General features: G+C 66.3%; 18 protein-coding genes. 7 read left to right on the forward strand and 11 right to left on the reverse strand.

From position 1 onward, the window contains the following. The first annotated feature begins 30 nt into the window (after nucleotides 1-30). Genes AC1ROX_RS21625 through AC1ROX_RS21650 form a run of 6 tightly spaced genes read left to right on the forward strand, consistent with a single transcriptional unit; the run spans nucleotide 31 to nucleotide 6,003 of the window. Nucleotides 31-1,635: an ABC transporter substrate-binding protein gene (locus AC1ROX_RS21625; protein ID WP_493128970.1), complete on the forward strand. Its 1,605-nt coding sequence runs from the start codon at nucleotides 31-33 to the stop codon at nucleotides 1,633-1,635. Further along, on the forward strand, nucleotides 1,620-2,651 hold the full coding sequence (locus AC1ROX_RS21630) for an ABC transporter permease (RefSeq protein WP_493128972.1): 1,032 nt from the start codon (nucleotides 1,620-1,622) through the stop codon (nucleotides 2,649-2,651). Before AC1ROX_RS21625 ends, AC1ROX_RS21630 begins: the two co-directional genes overlap by 16 nt. After that, a complete protein-coding gene (locus AC1ROX_RS21635; RefSeq protein ID WP_493128974.1) occupies nucleotides 2,651-3,505 on the forward strand; it encodes an ABC transporter permease in 855 nt (284 codons plus the stop codon). Before AC1ROX_RS21630 ends, AC1ROX_RS21635 begins: the two co-directional genes overlap by 1 nt. Before the next feature lie 2 nt (nucleotides 3,506-3,507). Continuing rightward, nucleotides 3,508-4,482 (forward strand): ABC transporter ATP-binding protein, encoded by a 975-nt coding sequence (locus AC1ROX_RS21640; RefSeq protein WP_493128977.1) that lies wholly within the window; start codon nucleotides 3,508-3,510, stop codon nucleotides 4,480-4,482. Between the two features lie 2 nt (nucleotides 4,483-4,484). Beyond that, on the forward strand, nucleotides 4,485-5,426 hold the full coding sequence (locus AC1ROX_RS21645; protein ID WP_493128979.1) for an ABC transporter ATP-binding protein: 942 nt from the start codon (nucleotides 4,485-4,487) through the stop codon (nucleotides 5,424-5,426). A gap of 19 nt (nucleotides 5,427-5,445) precedes the next feature. Beyond that, nucleotides 5,446-6,003 carry a hypothetical protein gene (locus tag AC1ROX_RS21650; RefSeq protein ID WP_493128981.1) on the forward strand — a complete coding sequence of 186 codons (558 nt, stop codon included), beginning with the start codon at nucleotides 5,446-5,448 and terminating at the stop codon, nucleotides 6,001-6,003. 9 nt (nucleotides 6,004-6,012) lie between these two features. Here the strand turns inward: AC1ROX_RS21650 and AC1ROX_RS21655 are convergent, their stop codons facing one another. The 9 genes from AC1ROX_RS21655 to AC1ROX_RS21695 all read right to left on the reverse strand — a co-directional run bounded on the left by AC1ROX_RS21655 (nucleotide 6,013) and on the right by AC1ROX_RS21695 (nucleotide 15,842). Next, entirely contained in the window at nucleotides 6,013-6,411 is a 399-nt protein-coding gene (locus tag AC1ROX_RS21655) for a hypothetical protein (protein WP_493128983.1), read from the reverse strand. An 81-nt stretch (nucleotides 6,412-6,492) separates the two neighbouring features. Continuing rightward, on the reverse strand, nucleotides 6,493-7,074 hold the full coding sequence (locus tag AC1ROX_RS21660; RefSeq protein WP_493128985.1) for a hypothetical protein: 582 nt from the start codon (nucleotides 7,072-7,074) through the stop codon (nucleotides 6,493-6,495). Between the two features lie 389 nt (nucleotides 7,075-7,463). Beyond that, nucleotides 7,464-8,510 (reverse strand): amidohydrolase family protein, encoded by a 1,047-nt coding sequence (locus AC1ROX_RS21665; protein ID WP_493128987.1) that lies wholly within the window; start codon nucleotides 8,508-8,510, stop codon nucleotides 7,464-7,466. A gap of 10 nt (nucleotides 8,511-8,520) precedes the next feature. After that, entirely contained in the window at nucleotides 8,521-9,369 is an 849-nt protein-coding gene (locus AC1ROX_RS21670; protein WP_493128989.1) for an SDR family oxidoreductase, read from the reverse strand. 58 nt (nucleotides 9,370-9,427) lie between these two features. Further along, nucleotides 9,428-10,351: a serine/threonine dehydratase gene (locus tag AC1ROX_RS21675; protein WP_493128991.1), complete on the reverse strand. Its 924-nt coding sequence runs from the start codon at nucleotides 10,349-10,351 to the stop codon at nucleotides 9,428-9,430. A 169-nt stretch (nucleotides 10,352-10,520) separates the two neighbouring features. Next, nucleotides 10,521-11,069, reverse strand: a complete 549-nt coding sequence (locus tag AC1ROX_RS21680; RefSeq protein ID WP_493128992.1) for an HD domain-containing protein — start codon at nucleotides 11,067-11,069, stop codon at nucleotides 10,521-10,523. Then, entirely contained in the window at nucleotides 11,066-12,127 is a 1,062-nt protein-coding gene (locus tag AC1ROX_RS21685) for an alpha/beta hydrolase (RefSeq protein ID WP_493128994.1), read from the reverse strand. Before AC1ROX_RS21685 ends, AC1ROX_RS21680 begins: the two co-directional genes overlap by 4 nt. Then, a complete protein-coding gene (locus tag AC1ROX_RS21690; RefSeq protein WP_493128996.1) occupies nucleotides 12,124-14,793 on the reverse strand; it encodes a hypothetical protein in 2,670 nt (889 codons plus the stop codon). Before AC1ROX_RS21690 ends, AC1ROX_RS21685 begins: the two co-directional genes overlap by 4 nt. Nucleotides 14,794-14,972: 179 nt before the next feature. Then, nucleotides 14,973-15,842 (reverse strand): protein-L-isoaspartate O-methyltransferase family protein, encoded by an 870-nt coding sequence (locus AC1ROX_RS21695; RefSeq protein ID WP_493128999.1) that lies wholly within the window; start codon nucleotides 15,840-15,842, stop codon nucleotides 14,973-14,975. Nucleotides 15,843-16,009: 167 nt separating this feature from the next. Between AC1ROX_RS21695 and AC1ROX_RS21700 the strand changes: the two genes are divergently transcribed. Continuing rightward, nucleotides 16,010-17,014, forward strand: coding sequence for a Bug family tripartite tricarboxylate transporter substrate binding protein (locus AC1ROX_RS21700; RefSeq protein WP_493129001.1), 1,005 nt, complete (start codon nucleotides 16,010-16,012; stop codon nucleotides 17,012-17,014). A gap of 84 nt (nucleotides 17,015-17,098) precedes the next feature. Here the strand turns inward: AC1ROX_RS21700 and AC1ROX_RS21705 are convergent, their stop codons facing one another. Both AC1ROX_RS21705 and AC1ROX_RS21710 read right to left on the reverse strand, forming a co-directional pair. Next, complete coding sequence (locus tag AC1ROX_RS21705; RefSeq protein ID WP_493129003.1) at nucleotides 17,099-17,530, reverse strand: nuclear transport factor 2 family protein; 432 nt, start codon at nucleotides 17,528-17,530, stop codon at nucleotides 17,099-17,101. A 14-nt stretch (nucleotides 17,531-17,544) separates the two neighbouring features. Further along, nucleotides 17,545-18,339 (reverse strand): SDR family NAD(P)-dependent oxidoreductase, encoded by a 795-nt coding sequence (locus AC1ROX_RS21710; RefSeq protein ID WP_493129005.1) that lies wholly within the window; start codon nucleotides 18,337-18,339, stop codon nucleotides 17,545-17,547. Between the last annotated feature and the right edge of the window lie 5 nt (nucleotides 18,340-18,344).

Below are 18,344 nucleotides of genomic sequence, written 5' to 3' on the forward strand. Positions count from 1 at the left end.
TTATCGGGGATTGGGGTAACGGAGGGGTTCATGACGATCAAGGTTTCACGCCGCGTGTTCGGCGCGGGTATCGTTGCCGCCGGCCTGGCCGGCACGTCGGGAGCATCGTTCGCACAGGGCACGCCCAAGCGCGGCGGCACCTTGGTCGCGACCTGGGGCGGCGGCGAGCCGCAGGCCTGCTACGTGCCGGCCGGCGGCGGCTCGAGCCCGACCTTCTCCTCGTCCAAGCTGTTCGAGCGGCTGGCCAAGCGCACCATGGACGGCAAGTTCGAGGGCGTGCTGGCCGAGTCGTGGAAACCGTCGGCCGACTTCAAGTCCTACACGGTGAAGATCCGCAAGGGCGTGAAGTTCCATGACGGCAAGGACATGACGGTCGACGACGTCATCTATTCCGTCAGCGAGATCTGGAAGAAGTACGCAGCGGCCTCGGCGCTCACCGACTTCGTCGGCATCGAGGCGCCGGACGCCGAGACGGTCGTCTTCAAGTACAACAACCCGACGCCGGAATTCTTCTTCTCGTCGAGCCTGTGCGGCATCGTCTCCTACATCGTGCCGAAGCACGTCTATGCCGGCAGCGATCCCGTCACCAATCCGGCCAACAACGCGCCGATCGCGACCGGCCCGTGGAAGTTCAAGGAGTGGGTGCGCGGCAGCCACTTCGAGTACGTGAAGAACGAGAATTACTGGAAGAAGGACGAGCCCTATCTCGACCGCCTGATCATCCGCTACGTGCGCGATCCGGCCGGTCGTGCCGCGGCGATGGAAGCGGGCGACATCCATATCGGCGTGTTCAATCCGGTCGCGCCGCCGGATATCAAGCGCCTGACCGGCACCGGCAAGTTCGTCGCCACGCCCAAGGGCTACGAGGAAGCCGTCTGGTCGGCCACGCTCGAATGCAACATGCGCAACCCGATCTTCGCCAAGCGCGAAGTGCGGCAGGCGATGTTCAACGCCGTCAATCGCGACTTCATCGCCAAGACGGTGTTCTACGGCTACGCCCGCCCGGGCACGAGCCCGATCTACTCGCCGAACAAGGAGTTCTTCACCACCGACACCTTCAAGACGCCGTTCGATCCCAAGAAGGCGGCGGCGCTGCTCGATGCGGCGGGCTTCCCGAAGAAGGCCGACGGCAAGCGGTTCACCCTGAACCTGCTGGCGGCCGGCTGGTTCCCGGAGAACGGCAAGATCGGCGCCTACGTGAAGCAGGCGCTCGAGGATGTCGGCGTCGGCGTCAACCTCACGGTCCCCGACCGCCCGACCTCGATCAAGCGTATCTACACCGACTACGATTTCGACCTGGCGATCTCCAACCAGGCCAATCCGTCGGAGCCGGTGCCGTCAACGACGCAATACTACACGACCGACGGCATCCTGAAGGGCGTGCCCTTCCGCAACGCCTCGGGTTACTCCAACCCCGACGTCGACAAGCTGGTCGACAGGATCAAGGTTGAGACCGATCCGGCCAAGCGCAAGGCGCTGGTCGTCGAGTTCCAGAAGATCACCACGCAGGAAGCCCCGCTCCTGCCGCTGGTCGAGCTGGAATCGATCACCCTGGCCAGCACCAAGGTGCAGAACCACTCGAACGACCCGAACTTCCTCGCGGCGGGCTGGGGAGACCTATGGCTGGCGAGCTAGTCTCGCCGACACCCGCCCTTCGTGGATCGGCGCGCCGCACGGCGGCGTTCCGGCTCCTGCGGCGACGGCTGATCCAGGCCGTCCCGCTGATGCTGGGCGTGGTGATCATCAATTTCTGCCTGATCCAGATGGCGCCGGGCAGCTTCCTCGAGCTGATGACGGCCGAGAACCAGGTGAGCGACCCGGCGACGGTGGCGCTGCTGCGCAAGACCTATGGTCTTGAGGATCCCGTGTGGATGCAGCTCCTGAAATACATCTGGGCGCTGCTGCATTTCGACTTCGGCTTCTCCTACAGGCAGAACATGCCGGTCATCCAGGCGATCTGGATCCACCTGCCGGCGACCGTCCTGCTCATGGTGTCGAGCATTGCGCTCGCCGTCACCATCGGCGTGGCGGCGGGCGTCGTCGCCTCGATGAAGGTGCGCACTTTCTGGGACAGTCTGGTCTCGATCGCCGCCATGTTCTTCTACGCCGCGCCCAGCTTCTGGCTCGGCATCATGATGATCGTGCTGTTCTCGGTGAAGCTCGGCTGGCTGCCGGTCGGCGGCATGATGAAGATCGGCGGCGCCTCAAGCGGAACCTGGGGCGGCGTGCTGGAGATCCTGCATCACCTGATCCTGCCGACCCTGGCCTTGGGCCTGTTCTATGCCGCGATCTACACCCGCGTGATGCGTTCCTCGATGCTGGAGGTGGCGCAGGCCGACTTCGTGCGCACCGCGCGCGCCAAGGGCCTCAGCCGGAACAAGGTCACGATCCACCACGTGCTGCGCAACGCGTTGCTGCCCGTGGTCACGATCCTGGGCGTGCAGATGGGCACCGTGCTGGCCGGCAGCGTGGTGATCGAGAGCGTGTTCAGCTGGCCGGGCGTCGGCTCGCTGCTGTTCGACAGCGTGAGCTCGCGCAACTATCCGGTCGTGCTGGGCATCATGGTCCTAGGCTCGCTGGTGGTCATCGCCGCCAACATCGCCGTCGACCTGATCTACATGTGGCTCGATCCGCGAATCGAGATCCGCTGATGCAGCGCTTCGAGTTTCCCCGCTTCGAGTTCGTCGCCCGCTTCTCACGTAACCGCGGTGCCCTCGTGGGTGCCTGCCTCATCCTGGTCGTTGCCCTGATGGCGGTCTTCGCCTCGATCCTCTTCCCAACCGATCCGCTGCGCATCGTGGGACTTCCCGAATTGTGGCCCGGCGAGGATCCCGAGTTTCCGCTGGGCACCGATTCGCTGGGCCGCGACATCCTCTCGATGATCGTGCATGGCGCGCGGGCGACCCTGCTGATCGGGCTGTTCGCCTCGGCGGTCGCCACCCTCATCGGCGTGAGCGTCGGCGCCATTGCCGGCTATTTCGGCGGCTGGGTCGACGAGGTCTCGATGCGCGCAGCCGAACTGTTCCAGACCATCCCGAACCTGATCTTCGTGCTCACCATCGTGGTCATCCTGGGTTCGACCCTGACCAACATCGTGATCGCCATCGGCATCGTGAGCTGGACGCCGATCGCGCGCATGACGCGGGCCGAGTTCCTGTCGCTCAGGGATCGCGAGTTCGTGCAGGCCTGCCGCTCCATGGGCATGAGCGACTTCCGCATCATCGTCTCGGAAATCCTGCCCAACGCCCTGCCGCCGGTGATCGTACTGTCGTCGCTGGTCGTGGCCGGCGCCATCCTGTTCGAATCCGCCGTGTCGTTCCTGGGCCTGGGCGATCCCAACGTCGCGAGCTGGGGCCGGCTGGTCGGCGACGGGCGGCAGCTCATCCGCAGCTCCTGGTACATCTGCGCCATCCCGGGCATCGCCATCATGATCACCGTGCTCTGCCTCAACCTGGTGGGCGACGGGCTGAACGACGCGCTCAATCCGAAACTGAGGGATCGCTGACGATGGCGCTTCCTCTCGAGGTCCGCGACCTCCGCACCACGCTCTTCACCCGCCGCGGCGAGATCAAGGCGGTCGATGGGCTGAGCCTCACCGTCGGCGCCGGCGAGACCGTGGCGCTGGTGGGCGAATCGGGCTGCGGCAAGTCGCTGTCGGCGCTGTCGATCATGCGCCTGCTACCCGATCCGCCGGCCCGCATCGTCGGCGGCGAGGTCAGGCTGAACGGTCGGGACATCGTTCCCGTGTCCGAGGAGACCATGCTCGGCATCCGCGGCAAGGAGATCGGCATGATCTTCCAGGATCCGATCAGCTCGCTGAACCCGGTGGCCACGGTCGAGAAGCAGATCGTCGAAGTGCTGATGACCCACACCGAGCTCGGCCGCGGCCAGGCCCGCGTGCGGGCGCATGAGCTGCTGGAGCTGGTCGGCATGCCCGACGCGGCGCGCCGACTCGATGCCTATCCGCACCAGCTCTCTGGCGGCATGTGCCAGCGGGTCGTCATCGCCATGGCGATCGCCTGCAGCCCCTCGGTGCTGATCGCCGACGAACCGACCACGGCGCTCGACGTCACGGTGCAGGCGCAGGTGCTGGCGCTGCTCAAGAAGCTGCAGGCCGACGCCGGCATGGCGATGATCTTCATCACCCACGATCTCGGCGTCGTGGCCGAGACGGCCGACCGGGTCGTCGTCATGTATGCCGGCCGCAAGGTCGAGGAAGCCCTGGTCGACGACCTGTTCGAGAACCCGCTGCATCCCTACACGGTGGGCCTGATCGGCGCGACGCCGACACCGGGCGCCGAGCGCGCCGAACGGCTGGCCGACATTCCCGGCATGGTGCCGCCGCTCAACGCCCTGCCGCAGGGCTGCGCCTTCGCCCCGCGCTGCAAGCGGGTGATGGAGCGCTGCCTCACCGAGAAGCCCGCGCTCACGGTTCCGGGGCCGGGCCGGCTGGTCGCCTGCTTCGCGGCCGAGGCGGGTTGAGCATGTCGCTGCTCTCCCTGCGCGACGTGCGCGTCCAGTTCAACACCGCGGGCGGCGTCGTGCGCGCCGTGAATGGTGTCAGCCTCGACCTCGCGGTCGGCGAGACGCTGGGTCTCGTCGGCGAATCGGGCTGCGGCAAGTCCACCCTGGGCAAGGCGATCATGAAGCTGGTGCCGGTCGCCGGCGGCGAGATCGTCGTCGAGGGCGTCGACATCGCGCCGCTCAACCGCGAGCAGCTCACCGAGATGCGCCGCAAGGTGCAGATGATCTTTCAGGACCCCTACGGCTCCCTGAACCCGCGCTCGACGGTGGGCCGCTCGGTGGCCCAGCCCATGGTGCTGGCCGGCTGGAAGGCCGAGGCCACGGCCGAGCGGGTCGAAACCCTGCTGCGCTGGGTCGGCCTGCCGAGCGATGCCAAGCAGCGCTACCCGCACGAATTCTCCGGCGGCCAGCGCCAGCGCATCGGCATCGCCCGCGCCCTGGCGCTCAGCCCCAGGCTGATCATCTGCGACGAGCCGGTCTCGGCGCTCGACGTGTCGGTCCGCGCCCAGGTCATCAACCTGCTGGAAGACCTGAAGAGCCAGTTCGGCGTCTCCTACCTCTTCATCAGCCACGACCTCAGCGTGGTCGAGCACATCGCCGACCGGGTGGCGGTGATGTATCTCGGCATGCTGTTCGAGGTCGGCGGCCGCGACCAGATCTGGAAGAGCCCGCAGCACCCCTACACCAAGGCCCTGCTGGCGGCCGCACCGATCGCCAACCCCAAGCTGGCCCGCGCCCGCCAGCGCACCGTCCTGCAGGGCGAGCTGCCCAGCCCCCTCAACCCGCCGGCCGGCTGCCCTTTCAATTCGCGCTGCCCGATGGCCCAGGACCGCTGCCGGACCGAAAAGCCGGTGTTGCGGCCGGTTGGCAACGGCGCGCAGGCGGCGTGCCATTTCGTCTGATTTGGCTATGATCCGGGCCATGAAACTGCCCGCCTTCTTCGCCGCCTTGCTCGCCGCCGGTGCCGCCTCCGGCGCCGCCTCCGCCCAGACCATGGAGTTCGCCTGCCCCGACCCGGGCACGACCTTCACCTACGACAGCGGCGTCAAGGTCGTGGCCCGCGGCCGCGAGGGCATGGACTGCACCATGGATCGCGTCGGCGGGAAGCCCTTCAAGCTGCGGGCCCTGCTGTTCGACAATCCCTCGGCCGACGGTGCCGATCTCACCGCCTATATCGCGGCGCTGCGGCCCGAGCGCCTGTGGCCGCTCCAGGTCGGCAAGAAGATCGAAGCGAGCTACAAGGTCGGCAGCGGCACCTGGACCTATACGCTCGCCGTGGCCCGCTACGAGCGGCGCACCGGACCTGGCGACAAGATGATCGACACCTTCCTGATCGAGATGAACGAGACCGGCGACAAGGGCCAGCGCTCGATCTCGCGCTGGTGGATCTCGCCCGCCGACAAGTTCGCCATCCGCTACGATTTCAGCGACGGCGCCGGCAAGGCCAACCGCGCCGTGGTGACCGAGGTCACAAAGTAGATTGCGGGCTTACTTCCGCCAGTAGGTCTGGGCCTGCACGTTCGAGCCGGGGCCGACATAGGCCCGGATGAACAGGTCGCCTTCGGGCTGACATTGACCGTTGTTAACGCCGCGGATTTTCTCGGTACACAGAAGACAATCGGGGCAGTCCGCAACGGGACGGGGCGAGCAGTCGTACCCCGAGTAGGTGAGTTGCTGCCGCCCATTCGCCTCGATGATCCCACGAAGGTAAGAGGCCATCCGTGTATTGTCGATCCAGGCATTGGCCGGCAGCGTGTAATGAAAAGGGCCAGTCACCATGGTGCGAGTGGAAGCTCGCTCGATGTTATCGCAGAAAAACGTACAGCCACCGATAGCGAGCAAGAAAGCAAGGACTGACGCGAGGCGATATTGGAAGAATCTCGGCATGCCGCACCTCATTGTGAAAGCGCAGCATGCCGGGAAGTCCTTCTCATTCCACCAATCTATGGTTGCAATCCGGCGGAAGCATCACGGAGCGTCTCTCACCGGGAAGGCCGGCGGCGCCACGTAACGCTTGTACTTCGGATCGAGCAGGTCACGCTTCCATCCGGAGAAGCGGCGGCTCTCGTCTTGCTCCTGCAGAACGCGATCGGCGGCAGCCTCCACCCCCATGGCCTTGGCGATCGTGTAGGCGACCGAATTGCTGTTCTGGATCTGGCCACCGTCGGTGCCAAGCTCGTACGATGGGTCATGGGCCTTGTAGTCGAAGTCCCCCTCCGTGATAGCTGAAGCCGCTGCGGCACCTTTCGCCCAGATTTTCTCGATTTCTTCCCTGCTGCCGGCCTTCACTACTCCGATAGATTTCGTATCTCTCAGCATATCCGGACGAGATTCCGTGCCCTGCAGGTGAGCTCCATCGGTTGCCAGCATCTGCCGTTTGTCCGTGTGCCTTGAATGACCAAAGCCATGGAGTTCACTGACTATCTCGCCCTTATGGACAAGCGCCAGAAACGCATGCCCGCGATGGGCAATCGGTCGCTGCCTCAGTTCTATCTTCCAGTCTCCTTCCTGATCGGGATACATGATCTCGGCGGCTCTGCGGTCGGTCATCGGTCGTTCCTTCGGAATGGTTGCGAGGCATGCCAAGCGACGGCTTCGGCTCCGCGCGCGTCGAGCCATCCGCAACAAGCGGAGGCGCGCGCGACGAGACCGTTCGCGGTTTGGCTTTTTCCTGGAGTGCTGGCACTGCCGGCACGACGCGCTTCGGCGAAGCAGCACGGCCCCATCATCGATGAGGGCGGGCTAACCTTTTAGACGCTAAAGACTGATCGTGACGGGCAGAGAAGGCCGACGCATTGCGTCGAGACCGGACGGTAGTATGGCAGGTTTTTGCTCAATCTCAATTTGCGCTACGCTACCGAACCCGGATCGGTGTTGGCGCCGCGGATCAAGGTCGCCACGCGCCCGCCAGTTCAGCGCCGATGCTTCCGACGAAACAGTCAAAGACCGAGCCGATAGAACCTCGATGCCGTGTCGTGGAACAGGTCGGCCTTCTCCGCCGCACTCGCGCCCTGCGCCAGTCTCTTGCAGGCGTTCCAGAACACGCCGTAGCCGTAGGAGCCCTTGTCGACGGGGAAGTTGCTTTCGAACATCGCGCGGCTGGGGCCGAACGCAGCGATGCAGGTCTCCACATAAGGCCGCCAGGCGGCGGCGAGCTGCTCCGAGCTGGGCGGCAGCTCGCCTTCATGGACGTCGAAGCCGAACATATGCATGCCGAGACCGCCCAGCTTCATGTGAACGTTGGGGCACGCCGCCAGCTCGCGGATGCGGGCGCTCCAGTCGGCGAACACCTCGTCGCGCTTGCCCTTGTAGCGGCCAAGTCCGATCGGGCCGCCGACATGGTTCATCACGATCGGCGTCGCCGGAAAGGCGCGCGCCAGGTCGACCACATCGCCGAGCTGGGGATGGAAGGCCCAGGCGTCGAAGCTGAGACCGAGCGGCGCCAGTTGCGCGAAGCCCTCGCGCACGCGCTTGTCGAGCAGCAGCCCCTGCGGCCGGACGAATGTGGCGCCCCACTGCGCCTGGTCCGGATCGCTGGACGCGATATAGCGGATGCCACGGAACCGCCCGCCGCCCACCGCGATCATCGCCTCGAGGACCTCGGCCACCCTTGCTCCCAGCATGAGGTCGGCATGGCCCACGATGCCGGCACAGAGGCGCGGCTTGCCGTAGCCGCCACTGGCGCTCATCGCCGCGACCCCGTTCGCGAACTCGATCTCGCCCACCGGCCGCATCTCCTCGGGTCCGCCGGCGCGATACATCGACAGCCACTCCAGATAGACGGTGGCGACGATGTTGTGGCCGCTGCCGATATCCTCCAGCAGGTCCGACATCAGGTATGTGCCGCTCTCCGGCCGGTCGATCAGGTGATGGTGCGGATCGACGATCGGCAAGGCGGGATCGAGCGGGTCCTCCCGGCGGAGGCCGAGCCATTCCTTGCGGATGGCCAGGTGCGAGCTGATCTGCGCACTGATCGCGGACGACATCGCTTCCTCCTCAGTAGCTCGGCTTGGTCGAGAACGGCGTCAGCTGCAGCTCGTGCGTCCAGACCGAGCGGTCCTGCGTGTGAAGGTAGTAGAAGGCCTCGGCGATCTTCACCGGGTTCATCACCTGCTCGGGATTCTGCCGGGCGCGCGGCAGGGCGTGGGTGCCGGGCGAATCGATGAGGCCGTCGATCACGACATTGGCGACGTGCACGCCATGCTCGGAATATTCCTCGGTGAGGACCTGGGCCAGCGTGCGCATCATCACCCGCGGATAGTAGAGCGACTGGCCCGTCATCCGCTTTCGCCCGCGCAACGAGCTCGAATTGTTGGAAAAGAAGAACGAGCCCTCGCCGCGCTTGCGCATCGCCGGCAGGACCTCCTTGGCAACGAGGAACGGGCCGCGGCTGGCGATGTGCTGGGCGGTGTCGAACATCTCCACCGGGATGTGCTCGAGCAGCTCCTTCTCGGGCGGCAGGTCGCGGCCTTCGAGATAGCCCGCATTGTAGACCACGACATGGGGATCGCCGGCGTCGCTACGGATCGTGGCGAAGGCCGCGGCGACCGACTCCTGCCGCGAGAGATCGAGCTCGACGGTGGTGCAGTCGCCGCCCTGCGTCCGGATCGCCGCTTCGAGCGCCGATGCGTTGGCGGCCGTTCGGGTCGTCAGCACGACGAAGAACCCCTCGGCCGCGAACTTCTGGGCGATGGCGCCGCCGATGCCCCAGCGCACACCGACCGGCAGATCACTGTCGTCCACCGCCTTCCCATGGGCCAGTCTGGTGTTGCGGCCATCGGCCTGCCATTTCGACGTGGCGCCGATGACGACGGCGACCGGCTTGCCGCTGGTGTTCTTTGCCATTTGAACTGCTCCCCTAGCTGATCGCGATACTCCCCGGGATAGCAGCGAATGGAAAGGGCTAGGCCACCGACCCTGGATCGGTGTTGGCGCCGCAGATCAGAGTGGCGACGCGCTCGCCCGCCGCCGGCTTATAGGCGCCAGCCATCAACGCGGCGAGGCCGGTGGCGCCGGCCGGTTCGGCGACGACACGCAGCTCTTCCCATAGCGCGCGCTGTGCGGCGCGCACCGCGTCATCGCTCACCAGCACGGAGTGCTTCACGAATTTCTGCGCGACCTCGAAGTTGGGTGTGCCGATGCGGCTGGCGCCCAGCGCGTCGGCGGCGATGCCGGAGATCGCGACATCGACCGGCTTCCCGGCCTTCAGTGCTTCGTGCAGGGTCGGCGTGCCTTCGGTCTCGACGGCGACGATCTTCTTCACCGCGCCGATCGCGGCGGCGCAGCCGGCGATCAGGCCGCCGCCGCCCACGGCGATCAGCAGCGTGTCGAACTCGGCCTGTTCGGCGAATTCGAGCGCGACACTGCCGGCGCCGGCGAACACCACCTCGTCCTCATAGGCCGGCACGGTGAGCGCGCCGGTTTCCGCCGCGCGTGCTTCGGAAGCGGCGCGGGCCTCGGCATAGACCGCGCCGATCTGGTTCACGACCGCGCCGTAGCTGCGTAGCCGCGCCACCTTGGCGGGCGCGGCGATGGTCGGCACAAAGATCTCGGCCTTGTGGCCCAGGGCGCGCGCGGCGTAGGCCGCAGCGGCGCCATGATTGCCGCCCGAGGCCGCGACGATGCCGGCCGCCGGCACCTTCGAGGCGAGCAGCTTGTGGAACGCCCCGCGTCCCTTGAACGAGCCGCTGACCTGCAGCGATTCAAGCTTCAGTGCCAGCGGTGCCGTCACGCCCAGCGCGCCGGAGCTGAGCTCGATCACCGGCGTGCGGCGCACATGCGGACGGATCAGGCCCCAGGCGGCCTCGACTTCGGTGCGGGAGATCATCGTATTCGTCTTCCTGTTCCTGGCTCTTTGAGGAAAGTGAAAGGTCCCTCACTGCGTTCGGGATGACAGCGTTTGTTGGATCGGCGCACTGCGCAAACGCCAACAAAATTGTCATCCCGAACGCAGTGAGGGACCTTTACCTCATATGCGACGTCATCGGTGGAGGCGATTAAAGCCGGCAGGCCGGGACGTGGCGCAGGTAGTAGTCGAAGTCGGGCGTGCTGGCGCGCGGATCCTTGGCTTCCTCGTCGTAGCGGCGCAGCCGCACGGCTTCGGCGTGGTACGGATTGGCGCGGAAGGCTTCGACCTCGTCGGGCGACATCAGGCCGCCCTGCAGCTGCAGGCTGCGCACCGAGTCGGGCGCCAGCTTGCCGAAGTAATCGGACTCGACCGTGCAGAGATAGCGCTTGGCGGTGACATGCAGGCGGACCGGTTCGCTGACCGCGGGACCGAAGCGCTCGGCCAGCCATTGCGCGCCCAGCTCCTCATGCACGTCGTCGACGCCGCGCGAGGCAGGGTCTTCGCCCAGTCTATGGATCATGTGGCCGACATCGTGCAACAGCGAGGCCAGCACGGTGGCCGGCGGCGCGCCATCGGCCTCGGCCAGCGCGGCTGCCTGCAGCGCATGCTGGAGCTGGTTGATCTCGGAGAGGCCGTAGCGCCGCGTGGCGCGGCCGACGAAGATGTCCAGGAGCTCCTGGCGCAGGGGATCGCTCATGCGCTCTTTTTACCATGAACCGGGGCGTAGCCGGGAATCATGGATAGGGCCTGTTCCAGCGGGTCGGCCTGCCACGCGCGCGTAACAAAATCGCCATGCATGTCGAGGCCGCCGGTGGGACCCACGAAAGCCGCGGTGCCCGGCGTCAGGCTCTTCGGGACAGTGCGGCTGAAGGGGATGCGCCGCTTGGTCAGCAGCCCCTGTAGCGTGGCGTTCTCGTCCTTGGTCGAGTCCGTGAAGGCGCTCAACAGGAAGGCCTGCTGGCGGCGGGCGGCGAACCAGGCGGCGAATTTGTCCTCGTCGCCGTACAGCGCATCCAGAAGGATGAGCCCCTTCACGCGATGGTTGGCGCCGCCGCGCTGCAGCGCATAGGCGGCCGACAGGTAGCCGCCGCTGTAGGCGACGATCACCACGGAGGCGAGGTTGAAGCCGCGGCCGGCGCTCTGGTTGCCGTAGAGGCGCATCAGCCGCTCGGCCGCCTCGTCGAGATACTTCGCGAAATGCCCGCCGCGCCAGAAGTTGCCGGCGCTCGAATCGAGCGCGTCGAGCGCGAGCTGCGGCGCGACCAGGGCGATGTTCTGGCCCGACTCCGCGATCTGCCGCGGCACGGCCTGGCGTACCGCCACGTCGCGCTCGAGCGTGGCGCCCTGCCCGTGAAGGAAGAGCACGATCAGGACCGGCCGTGTCGGATCAAAGCCCTGCGGCAGGTAGAGCAGCGAGCGGCGGTCGCTGTAGGCCACCTCTTCCCAATAGACGTCGCCGCGCCCCGTCGTGTGGCCGCGCCGCTTGCCGTCGCGCGCATCGAGAAACGGCTTGGTCGTGTCGGGGATGAAGCCGCGATAGGGGAAGGGCGAAGCGTCGAAGGCTGCGAGCTGCGTCTTCGCTTCCTTGAGCGCGGCCGAGGGCGGTGGCGCGGCAGGCTTGGCCGCATGCACCGGCGCCGGCTTGGCGGCAGGCTTGGTCGCCTGCCGCTTTGTCGGCTTCTTGGGTTTCTTCGGTTGGGCGTGCGCAGCGGTCGGCATCAGCAGAGCCCCCAGCAGCAGCGCCCGCCGCTTCACGCGGCGGCGGGCCGCCCCGCGCCCGGGAGCGGCATGAGCACGGAGAAGAACGTCGGCAGCGCGATCAGGTAGGCAAAGGCGCCGACCAGCACCACGGCCGGCAGGCCGAAGCTGGTCGCCACGATCGGCACCAGCGCCGCGCCGATCACCGAGAAGCAGCCGTTGATGCCCCAGGCCCACAGGAACATGTGGTCCTTGCCGAGGCGGCCGAGCGTCGTCATCGCCGTCGGCATGGGGAAGCCCATGAGGAAGGCCGGCGGGAAGATGATCAGCAGGCAGAGAGCGATGCGCAGCGCGTAGGGCAGCGTGCCGATCCAGTCGAGCGCGTAGTCGATGGTGAAGGCATAGGTCACCAGGATCGCGAAGATCGCCAGGAAGACCTTCGGCATGAAGGTGCGCGACCGGTCGAGGAAGCGTTCGGAGAAGAAGCTGCCGATGCCGGAGAAGACCAGCATGCCGGTGATCAGCACCGACGCCGAGACCGTGGCGTTGGAGAGCGCCAGGATGAAGTGGGAAATCATGCCCACCTCGACGATGATGTACCCGAGCCCCAGGCAGAGGAAGTAGATCATCGTGCCGGCCTTGCCCGGGTAGCGGCTGAAGATCGTGCGCCAGCCGAACACCACCGGGAACAGCACGAGCGTGAGCGCGAAGACCGTCGCGATGCCCAGCGTCGCCCACAGCAGCAGGTAGCCCCATTCGTCCTGCACCAGCTCGAGCCGGTCGGTGAACTTCAGCAGGTCCGGCACCTTGATGTAGGCGGCAAAGTACGGCTGGTGGTTGGTGAGGATACGGGTGTCGAAGACATATTCGTCCGCGACCTTCTGCCAGCCGCCTTCGAGCAGGTAGTGCCAGGCGAGGCGGCCCAGCACGGTGGCCGGAATCTTGGGCGTGGGTGGCGCTTCGTCAGCCTTCACCTCGGTCGGGGCGGCGCCGGGCGCAGCCTCGGTCGTCATGCCCGGCGGCGGCTTGTCGTTCGGCTCCTTCTCGGACGGCGCCGTCGGATCGGTCTGCTCGCCGGTGAAGAAGAACTGGTCGTGATAGTCGGAGAGGATCTGCTTGAGGTCCGACTCGTCGACCTTGATGCCCGGATAATAGATCTCGTCGAACGACATCGCCTTGGTATGGGCGTTGAGTTCCGCGATCTCCTTGGGCGTGAAGCCGTCGCGCTTGTAGAGCACGGTGGCGGTCGAGAGGTAGGACGAGACGACGTAGAACTTCTGCGCGATGTCCTTGCCGCCATCCACGTCCCGCGCGGCGGCGGCCATCGTGGCGTAGAGCTTCAGCACCGACTTCGGCGGCTCTTCCTTGTTCCACAAGGTCACCGACAGGATGCCGCCCGGCGTGAGCGCGCGCATGTAGGCGCTCATCGCCTCGCGCGTGTACGAATACTTCTCGACGATCGAGAAGCCGCCGGGGCTCGACAGGCCGGCCGAATCGGCCAGCGACAGGTCGATCACGTCGTAGCGGTTCTTGGTGTGGGCAACGTAGAGGCGGCCGTCATAGTCGACGACGTTGACCTTGGGGTTGTTCAGGATGTCGCCGGTGAAGTCCCGAAGGTGCTTGTCCTCGCGGAAGGCCGTCAGCAGCGCGGGATTGCCCTCGGCCACCGTGACCTGGCTGGAGCCCGACTTCAGCGCCACCGCCGTCGAGATGCCGCCGCCGAACTGGACCACGAAGGTCTTCGGGTCCTTCTTCAGCAGGTACGGGTAGTACATCGGCAGGAACCGGAAGTACGCCGTTTCGTCGGCCGGCAGGTCCTTGATGATGCCGGCGGGACCCTCGGAATCGATGTAGAGGCCGAGATAGGCGTTCGACGGCATCTTCTTCAGGTTGAAGGCCGCGTTGTCGGACTGGCCCGGCGCGAAATGCAGGTAGGAGCTGGAATAGACTTCGAGGTAGCCGAACGGCGAGGCGCGCTCGTAGACGCGCACGGCGTCGGGGAACTTGCGGGCGTAGGAAACGCCCTTGTAGTCGGACACGGCGAGCTTCGGAATGCCCAGCACCTGTGGCGCCAGGTGATGCACTGCAGCCGCCAGGATCGCGACGATGATGATGGCGAGCATGCCCTTGCGGTCGCCCAGCGCCACGAACCACAGCACGCCGCCGGCCAGCCACAGGATCAGCGGCGCCATGATGAGGTCGTCGGGCCGCCAGGCATACATCGCCAGCAGCACGGTGAGGCCGCACAGGCCCGAGCCGACGAGATCGGCGAAGTAGACGCGGCTGAAGGTCTTCTGCGCCTTCAGGAAGATGACGCCGAGATACAGCGCACCGGCCAGGAACGGCAGGAAGTAGAGGACGAAGTTGGCGAACAGGCGCCACTTCTGCATCGGGTCGGAGATCAGGAAGATCGCGTTGAACGGCACCTGCTGGGCGGCGAGGTTGCACACCACCATCAGCGGCCCGAAGGCCAGCAGCGCGCCCTTGACCGAACCCACCCAATGCCGCTCGAACCAGCTCTTGCCGACGCACATCACGGCGCTGGTGAGACCGAAGCCGAACATGGCGAGGCTCACCACCAGCGAGCCGAAATGCGCCCAGCTGCCGACCGAGAACACGCGCATGATGCCGATCTGCAGCGCGATGATGCTGCCGGCGACCAGGCCTACGGACAGATAGAAAGCGAGCGGCGGGCGATGATCGAGATCGACCGTGATGGACAAGGGGGATCTCCGTTGTTTTTGTTGGATCGCTTTTTGCGATCTCTAGAGGGGAAGGCTTTCAGCCGTTCCGATCCTGATTGTCATCCCGAGGCCGCAGGCCGAGGGACCTTTGCCGTTCGCGAAAGGTCCCTCGCTACGCTCGGGATGACATCTTTATCGTGACGCCAACCGCACAACCGTTAGCGGTTGTGCGTGCCGACGATCTTGTCGCCTTCGAGCTTGGTGAAGGGCACGAACGGCACGATCTTGCCGCCGTAGATGTCCTCGCGGCTCGTCGTGATGGAGCCGTCGGCGCCCTGGGTCTTGGTCACCTTGAGCACGCGCTGCGCGCCCGGGGGGCCGACCGGGATCACCATCAGGCCACCGGACTTGAGCTGCTGCAGCAGCGGCGGCGGCACGTGGTCGATGCCGCAGGTCACGATGATCTTGTCGAACGGGGCGGCCTCTTCCCAACCGTAGAAGCCGTCGGCCGCCTTGGTCTTGATGTGCTTGAACTCGGTGTAGCCCTTGTCGATCAGCTTGTCGTACAGGCCGCGCGTGCGCTGGGCGAGCGGCGCGATGATCTCGATCGTGTAGGCGTTCTCGGTGAGGTTGGCGATGTACGCCGACTGCACGCCCGAACCGGTGCCGATCTCGAGCACCTTCTCGCCGCGCTTGACGTCGATGACGTTGGTCATGCGGCCCTGGACGTGCGGGCCGGACATGGTCACGCCGTAGCCGATGTCGAGGAAGGCATGCTCGTAGGCGCGCTTGGCGATCGCCGGGCTGATCGCGGAAAACTCTTCGCGCGGGGTGAGCAGGAAGGCGCGCATGGTCGCCTGGCCCCAGATGTCCTTGTTCTTGATGAGCGCCTGGAAGCGGTCCCAGCGCTGGCCGAGGAACACGGGGTCTTCACCGCGGGCCTTGCCCCAGGCGATGAAGTTTTCGCGCGAGTCCATCGGCGGGTTGAGGTCCCAGCTGTAGGGCTTGATCGTGGCGGCGATGGCCGGGGCGGCCAGGGCACCGGCGGCGAGCGCAACCGAGCCGGAGACGAAAGTACGTCTCTTCAAGATATTCCTCCTTGGCGCGGACCCATTGAACGAGGGGAGAAAACCGCCGGAAGAGCCCGGCGATTCGGGGCGGCCGCGCGTCGAATAGATACGGGAATTGTGGCGGATTTGCCAGCGCGGCCATGCTAGGTCGTCGGTAACAAATACGAATCAAGGGAGGAATTCGAGTGACCCGTAGACTGTCCCGCCGTGCCGCCTTGGGCGCCGCCGCGGCCCTGCCCGCCGCCGCCCTGCTGCCCCGCGGGCTGCAGGCCCAGGCCGCCTGGAAGCCGACCCAGAACGTCCGCATGATCTGCCCGGCGGCGCCCGGCGGCACCACCGACATCGTGGCCCGCATGCTGGCGGCCTACCTGACCGACGCCTGGGGCCAGTCCTGCGTCGTCGACAACAAGTCGGGCGCCGGTGGCGTCATCGGCTCGGCCGAGGTCGCCAAGTCGGCGCCGGACGGCAACACGATCCTGATGGGCAATATCGGCCCGCAGTCGATCGCCTACTCCCTCTACCGCAACATGCCCTATACGCCGGCCGGCCTGATCCCGGTGTCCAACGCCATCACGGCGCCCAACGTGCTGGTCGTCCACCCGTCGGTCCCGGCCAAGACGGTGCCGGAGTTCGTGGCCTGGCTGAAGGCTCAGAACGGCAAGGCCTCCTACGCCTCGTCCGGCACCGGCCAGTCGCCGCATCTCTGCGGCGCGTGGTTCCTGCAGCTCACGGGCACAAAGGCCGAGCATATCCCCTATCGCGGCGCCGCCCCGGCGCTCAACGACCTGACGGCCGGCGTCACCCAGTTCTTCTTCGACAACCTGACGACCGCCATCGAGTTCGTGCGCGCCGGCAAGCTCCGGGCGCTTGGCCTCACCTCGGCCCAGCGCAACCCGCTGACCCCCGACCTGGTCCCGATCTGCGAGACCATGCCGGAGCTGAAGCCGTTCGACGTCTCGACCTGGTTCGGCGTCTTCCTGCCGGCCGGCACGCCCAAGCCCATCGTCGATTCGCTCAACGCCCAGATGAAGGTATGGCTCTCCGACCCAAAGACCCTGGAGCGCTTCAAGACCATGGCGGGCTTCCCCGCCTACGGCACGCCCGACCAGTTCAACGCCTTCGTGAACGCGCAGATCGCCCAATGGAAGGGCGTCATCGACAAGGAAGGCCTGAAGCTCGACGTGAACTGAGGGCTGGGGGCGCGCCACTCCAGTGGCGCGTCTTTACTGCGAAAGACGAAGATCGCGCCACTGGAGTGGCGCGCCCCCAGCGGTTCAGCCCTTGAGCCACCGGGCGGGAATTGGATGGGCGGCGCTTTCCTTGTCCCAGGCCTGCGCCGCGATCCGCCATCTTCCCTCGCTTTTGACCAGCAGCAGCATCTCGACGTTGCGGCTGGTCTCCGTCCCGTTCTCGAGCAGCTTGCAGGGCGCCACGGCGACCGCGACGGTGCCGTAGACGAGGATCTCGGCGCCGAGCACGGTCTCCTGCAGGGAGCGCAGGCTGCTGCCGGCGAGACCGTTCATGCGATCGAGGAACGCCGGCACGGTCTGCGGCACCGCCGGCCGCGCCGAGGGATAGAGCGGCGCACCGGCGATGAAGTCGTCGGCAAAGCCGTTCCAGTCGGCAGGCGCTTCCGGCCCCCAGCTCAGACTGGCAAACTGCCGCTCGATGAGTACCCGGATTTCCGCCTCGTCGTCCGCGATCATCAAATACCCCTCGCCTACATGATCTGATTCACCACGCCACCGTCGACGCGCATGGCGGCACCCGAGGTGCCGGAGGCCGCCTCGCTGCAGAGATAGACGCCGAGTGCCGCCACCTCCTCCGACGAGGTGAAACGGCGAATGAGCGTGGTCGGCCGGAAGTCACGCAGGAAGCCTGCTTCGACCTCGGCGACGCTCACACCCTCGGTCTTCGCCCGCTCGGCGCGCATCCTGTCGGTGTTCTCGGTGTGCGTCGGACCGGGCAGCAGCGCGTTCACCGTGACGCCGGTGCCCGCGAGTTCCGTCGCGAACCCGCGTGACAGCGAAAGCTGGGCGGTCTTGGTCATGCCGTAGTGGATCATTTCCTTGGGAATGTTGAGTGCCGACTCGCTGGAAACGAAGACGATGCGCCCCCAGCCGCGCCCGGCCATGCCCGGTGCGTAATGGCGCGTGAAACGCACGCCGCTCATCACGTTGACCTCGAAGAAGCGCTGCCATTCGCCGTCGTCGATCTCGAAAGCCGGCTTGCGCCCGTAGATGCCGAGATTGTTCACCAGAATGTCTATCTCGGGCACTTTGCCGAACACGATCCGTGCGCCTTCCGCCGTCGCGCAATCGGCGGCGACGCCCGTCACCCTGGCGCCCGGCACGGCATCCGCGATGCGCTTCAGTGCAGCATCGACGCCGGCCTGCGTGCGGCCCGTTATCACCACGCTGGCCCCCTCGGCGGCCAGCCCCTTGGCGATCGCGTAGCCGATGCCGGCGGTCGAGCCGGTGATCAGCGCATGCTTGTTGCTTAACCCCATATCCATGACGC

The organism is Reyranella sp. GW821-FHT14A01, assembly GCF_058803965.1.